This window comes from Mesorhizobium sp. M4B.F.Ca.ET.089.01.1.1 (genome assembly GCF_004022605.1).
GTDB lineage: Bacteria > Pseudomonadota > Alphaproteobacteria > Rhizobiales > Rhizobiaceae > Mesorhizobium > Mesorhizobium abyssinicae.
In genome coordinates, this window is the sequence record NZ_RZOS01000448.1 from 1 (window position 1) to 4,494 (window position 4,494).

The 4,494-nt window shown below is 64.6% G+C and carries 2 protein-coding genes and 1 pseudogene; all 3 read left to right on the forward strand.

Going from position 1 to position 4,494, the window contains the following annotated elements; all coding sequences use genetic code 11:
- Positions 1 to 460: 460 nt before the first annotated feature.
- Entirely contained in the window at positions 461 to 2,101 is a 1,641-nt protein-coding gene (locus EN780_RS28210; protein WP_128275935.1) for an ABC transporter substrate-binding protein, read from the forward strand.
- Positions 2,102 to 2,226: 125 nt separating this feature from the next.
- Complete coding sequence (locus EN780_RS28215) at positions 2,227 to 3,912, forward strand: tetratricopeptide repeat protein (RefSeq protein WP_128275936.1); 1,686 nt, start codon at positions 2,227 to 2,229, stop codon at positions 3,910 to 3,912.
- 81 nt (positions 3,913 to 3,993) lie between these two features.
- Positions 3,994 to 4,494, forward strand: a pseudogene (locus EN780_RS28220) (hypothetical protein); the annotation flags it as partial.

Here is a 4,494-nt window from a genome sequence, read left to right on the forward strand (position 1 = left end):
CATCGCCAGAAACGTCCTCCAGGCAGCCGATGCCGACAAAGTCCCCATCAGCCACCGCATCAAGAAATGCGCCTGGAACGACGACTATCTCATCCAGGCGCTAACCCATATGCGATAGCCCTGCCCTTGTGGGGGAGATGGCCGGCAGGCCAGAGGGGGGCGCGAAGGATCGCGGCCCCTCAGAATCTCTAGGATTCAAAACCATTCGTCATCGCAGCGGCGCTGATAGCCGAGATGCTGGGCGGGACAGCGCCCCCCTCTGTCCTGCCGGACATCTCCCCCACAAGGGGGGAGATTGGCGCTACCCACGTGCGGAACAGCGCACAAGAACTGCGGAAAAGCGAACATTTCCCTGTGCAACCCCGCCCTATCATCGCCGCAGGCCAACGGGCGCTCCGGCGAGACGCATCCGCCCCCCGCACCGCGACCGGCCGGGGCGCCCAACAGGGAGGGAACGACGATGAAATTCATGCTGACCGACAGAAAACTGCACCCGCGGGCAAAGCCCACCGCCGACGATTTCAGGAAAGGCGGCATCAGCCGGCGCGAATATCTTGCCATCATGGCCGGCCTTGGCGTCAGCGCCGCCGGCGCCTTCGCGTTGGGCGGGCTCGGCACGTCGCCTGCCCGCGCGGAGGAGTCAAAAAGGGGTGGCATCTTGCGCGTCGCCATGAACGTCAAGGGTTTCAAGGATCCGCGCACCTTCGACGGTGTCGAGATGTCCAACGTGGCGCGCCACTGCAATGAATATCTGGTGCGCTGGAACACAGACTTCAGCTTCGAGCCATGGCTCTTGGAAAGCTGGGAGACCAGCGACGATGCCAGGACAATCACGCTGCACGTGCGCAAGGGCATCAGCTGGTCGAACGGCGACACCTTCAACGCCGACGATGTCATCCACAATTTGACGCGCTGGTGCGATGCTTCTGTCGCCGGCAACTCGGTCGCCGCGCGCATGGGCGCACTGGTCAACGCCGACACCAAGAAGCCGGTCGATGGCGGCATCGAGAAGGTCGACGACTTCACCGTCAAGCTCAACCTGCCCAAGCCCGACATCTCGCTGATCGCCGGCATGGCCGACTATCCGGCTCTGATCATGCACCGCTCCTATGAGGGCGACGGCGACCCGAAGAAGGCTCTAGCCATCACCACCGGCCCTTGCGAACTGGTGAGCTGGGACGCTGAGACCGGTGCGGAGGTGAAGCGCAAGGACAAGCCCTGGTGGAAGGGCGAGTTCCATCTCGATGGCATCAAATGGGTCGACTACGGCTCCGATCCCAACGCCATGCTGTCGGCCTTCGAATCCGGCGAGATCGACACCGACCACGAGACGGCTTCGGACGCCGTATCGCAGACCGAAGAGATGGGGCTCGAAAATTCCGAGATCGCCACCGGCTCGACCATCGTCGCCCGCTTCAATGTCGGCAATGCGCCCTACGATGACGACAAGGTGCGCCGCGCCGCCCAGCTTGCCGTCGACAACTCGGCCGTGCTGAAGCTCGGCATCGACGGTCGCGGCAAACCCGCCGACAACCACCATGTCGGCCCGATGCATCCGGAATTCGCCGATATCGGCCCGGCCAAGCGCGATGTCGACGCAGCGAAGAAGCTGCTCGCCGAGGCCGGCAAGGCGGACCACGAATTCGACCTCATCTCGGTCGACGTCGAATGGCAAAAGAGCACCGGCGACGCGATCGCCGCGCAGATGCGCGAGGCGGGCCTGAAGATCAAGCGCACCGTGCTGCCGGCCGCCACCTTCTGGAACGACTGGAGCAAATACCCCTTCTCCTGCACGGAATGGCTGGGGCGGCCGCTCGGCGTGCAGGTGCTGGCGCTTGCCTACAAATCGGGCGCCGCCTGGAACGAAAGCGCCTATGCCAACAAGGAGTTCGACGAGCTTCTCGACAAGGCGCTGGCGATGCCCGATGCCGCCCAGCGCAAGGAGATCATGGCCAAGATTGAGCAGAATTTGCGCGATAGCGGCATCATCATCCAGCCCTACTGGCGCTCGGTCTACCGCACCTACCGCAAGGGCGTGCAAGGCTGCGAGCAGCACCAGTCGCTCGAGCAGCATTTCGAGAAAGTGTGGCTCGACTCCTGATCCCTCCCAGGGTGGCAACCCCGGCCGGCGCGGCTCTTGCTGAGCCGCGCCGGCCGTTGCCATATGCGCCCATTCACCACAGATTGCATGCGGCCTCAGACCGGCAAGCGCGGAAGCAGTCAGGCATGGACCACTTCGACCTCGGCACCTATCGCCGCCCCATCTCTACCTCTTCGGCCGAGACGCAGCGCTGGTTCGATATCGGGCTGAACTGGTGCTACGGTTTCAACCACGAGGAAGGAATAAGATGCTTCGCGAAGGCGCTGCAGACTGATCCCGATTGCGCCTTCGTGCACTGGGGCATCGCCTATGCCGCGGGGCCTTTCTACAATCTGACCTGGAAGGAGCATGACGAGGCCGAGGCCGACAGGGCCACCAGGCTTTGCTTCGACCATGTCCAGCTTGCGCTCGCCGGCAGCGCCCGATCGAGCGCTGTGGAGCGGCGGCTGATCGAGGCGCTGGCCGCGCGGTTCCAGAAACCGTATCGCGTGGCGCCGGCGGAATTCTCGCTGTGGGACGACGCCTATGCCGCCGCGATGCGACAGGTCTATCGCGATTTCCCAGACGACCATGACGTGATGGCACTCTTCGTCGAGGCGCTGATGATGCGCACCGTCAGGCGCCTATGGGATCTCAGGACCGGCAAGCCGGCGCCGAATTCGGACGTGCTGGAGGCGCTCGACGTCTGCGAGCGCTCGATCAGGGTCTCGGACGAGGCCGGCACGACGCCGCATCCGGCGGCCCTGCATTTGCACATCCACCTGCTCGAGATGTCGACCCAGCCCGAGCGTGGCATGCGCTCGGCCGAACGGCTTGGCACGATGTGTCCCGATGCCGGCCACATGAACCATATGCCGGGCCACATCCATGTGCTCTGCGGCGAATACGAGAAAGCAAAACTCGCCAGCGAAAAGGCGGTGCGCGCCAACGATCTCTACCTCGCCTATGCCGGCGAGACGACCTACTACCTGCTCGGCTGCTGCCACGACCTGCATCTGATGATGTTCACCTGCATGTTCCTCGGCCAGTACAAGCCGGCGCTGTGGGCGGCCGACAAGGTGCGCAGCCTGGTGACGCGCGATGTCGTCGGCATCCCCGACCGCCCGAAGCTGACGCAGACGGTTGAGGGCTACCATGCGATGGAATCGCACGTGCAGGTGCGCTTCGGCCGCTGGCGGGAGATCATCGACGAGCCGATGGTTGCCGAGCCCGATCTCTATGTGCTGACGACGGCCATGCAGCACTACGCCAAGGGTGTCGCGCATGCGACGCTCAAGCAGTTCGCGGAAGCCGAACAGGAGCGCGAGCGCTTCCACCGGCACCTGGGGCGCATTCCGACGGAACGGCGCTTCCTCAGCAACCCGACGCGGGACTCGCTCGCCGTGGGTGCCTGCTTGCTCGACGGCGAGCTTGCCTACCACCAGGGGCGGCATAACGAGGCCTTCGAGCACTTGCGACGCGCAGTCGAGCTCGACGACAACCTCTCCTACACCGAGCCCTGGGCGTGGATGCATCCGCCGCGCCATGCGCTGGCGGCGCTGCTGCTCGACCAGGGCCATGCCGAAGAAGCCGAGCAGGTCTATCGCGACGATCTCGGCCAGAGTGGCGCGGTTGAGCGCTGCGCCCAGCATCCGGACAATGTCTGGGCGCTGCACGGGCTGGTCGAATGCTTGGGGCGGCGCGGCGAGACCGACCAGTTGCCTGGGTTCCAGGCCAGGCTCGCCACGGCGTTGGCAAAGACCGACGTGCCGATCACCTCGTCCTGCCTGTGCAGGACAAGCGCGCATTCAGGGCACGACTGCTGCCATTGAAGATGGCCCGCCCCTGTGCGCCGTCACCAATCTCGCGTACACAAGTCCTGATCCAACCCGGCCCCGCGACGTGAGAACCCCATGCGATTGGTGCTAAGTAGTCTCTTCCTCGGCCTCGCCGCCGCCGGCCTGTCGCCCGCCCGGGCCGCGGCGGACGATTGCGGCGATGCCGCCGCGCTGGTGCAACTGGCCTATCCCAATGCCCAGAAGAGCGCCGACGAAAGATCGTTCACGCTGGAACCCCATACCAGCATCTCCCTGACGCTGCGGGAAGGTGACAATTCATTCGGCCTGGTCTGCAAGGTCTGGCCCGCCCATGACGACATGCTGCTGGTCGCGGTGCCACTGATCGACAGCGCCAAGTCCGGCGACGGCCAGCATGTCGGCGATATCGAGATTCTCGTCCTCGACATGAACAGCCTGCGGGTGCGCCAGCGCCTGCTCCAGCCCGGGCTGATGAATGATGATGCCATCTACATCCGCAAGATCGAGTTCGATACCGGCCGCTACAGGCTGGCGCCCGATGTCAGCGCCTTCGGCCTGCGCATCGAAATGGCAAGCGATTCTCGGCCCAATCCCTTC

Excerpts from the sequence above, each read along its gene's own strand:
- EN780_RS28210 (WP_128275935.1), top strand. The coding sequence starts at position 461 with ATGAAATTCATGCTGACCGACAGAAAACTGCACCCGCGGGCAAAGCCC.
- EN780_RS28215 (WP_128275936.1), top strand. The coding sequence starts at position 2,227 with ATGGACCACTTCGACCTCGGCACCTATCGCCGCCCCATCTCTACCTCT.